This is a genomic window from Streptomyces sp. NPDC004658 (assembly GCF_040609555.1).
In the GTDB taxonomy this organism is placed as follows: Bacteria; Actinomycetota; Actinomycetes; order Streptomycetales; family Streptomycetaceae; genus Streptomyces.
Map to the genome: position 1 here is coordinate 1 of NZ_JBEXKG010000455.1, position 1,031 is coordinate 1,031.

The window sequence follows — 1,031 nt, forward strand, 5'->3', positions numbered from 1 at the left end:
CTGCTCCCGCGCGAAGGAGTCGGACACGGCTCCTATGGCACCAATACGTGCGTCAACAGCGCAGTTGACGCGGCCCTCGTCCACGGCACCCCCCCCGCCGACGGCGCCGAGTGCAAGGCGGACACGCCCGCCACCACCCGCCCCCTGGTCCCGTCGAACCGTTGAGTCACAGCCGGCTTCACCCCCGTACGCGTACGTACGAGCCGAGGCGGGGGGCAGGCGTGCGGTCTTCTGCTCTACAGTGCCGCCGGGCAGCATCGGCAGCGCGGCCCCGGGGTCCTGGGCCGGCCGCGAGGACGACGCGGCCGCCTGTAACGCCGGCTCAGCCTTTCGGTGGAGCGGGGCCGGGTCATGCCTTGTCCAGGACGGTGGGCGAAGCAGGCTTCGGGACGTTCGGGGCCGGGGCGTACTGGGCGGCCTGGGTGTCGAACATGGCGGCGTACCGCCCGCCTGCGGCCATGAGTTGGTCGTGGGTGCCATGCTCGACGAGGCGCCCTTGGTTGAGGACGTAGATGTGGTCGGCGTGCCGGACGCCGGACATGCGGTGAGTGACCAGGACGACGGCCCGGTTCGGGGCGGCCAGGCGCCGGATACGGTCGAAGGCGGCGATCTCCGCTTCCGGGTCGAGGGCGGAAGTCGGCTCGTCGACGATCAGGACGCTGTCCGATCGCGATGTTGCGCTACGCCAGTGGGTGCGAGCCAGGCCCACCTTCTGCCATTCCCCGCCGGAGAGTTCGATGGCTCCGCGGAACATGCGGCCGAGCATGCTGTCCAACCCGTTGGGGAGTCTGGCGGTGACGGAGGCGGCTCCGGCGTAGTCGATGGACGTCTGCAGGTCGTGGGCCGACGCGTCGTGGTCGGGACGGCCGATGCGTATGTTCATCGCAGCAGTCACGGGCCAGCGCTGGAAATCCTGGGTGAGAAGGGAGACGCGGTTGAAGACCTGGGCGCGTTCCAGCTCGACGATGTCGGCCTCGCCCCACTTCACCGAGCCCTCGTGAGGTAGCAGCAGACCGGACAAGATCTTCATC

2 protein-coding genes are annotated in these 1,031 nt (G+C 69.6%); one reads left to right on the forward strand and one right to left on the reverse strand.

The features are described 5' to 3' along the window. Positions 1-165, forward strand: a complete 165-nt coding sequence (locus tag ABZV94_RS42120; RefSeq protein ID WP_356350472.1) for an alpha/beta hydrolase — start codon at positions 1-3, stop codon at positions 163-165. Between the two features lie 184 nt (positions 166-349). Here ABZV94_RS42120 and ABZV94_RS42125 read toward each other — a convergent pair. Then, a partial coding sequence (locus ABZV94_RS42125; protein ID WP_356350470.1) for an ABC transporter ATP-binding protein occupies positions 350-1,031 on the reverse strand: 682 nt, incomplete at its 5' end.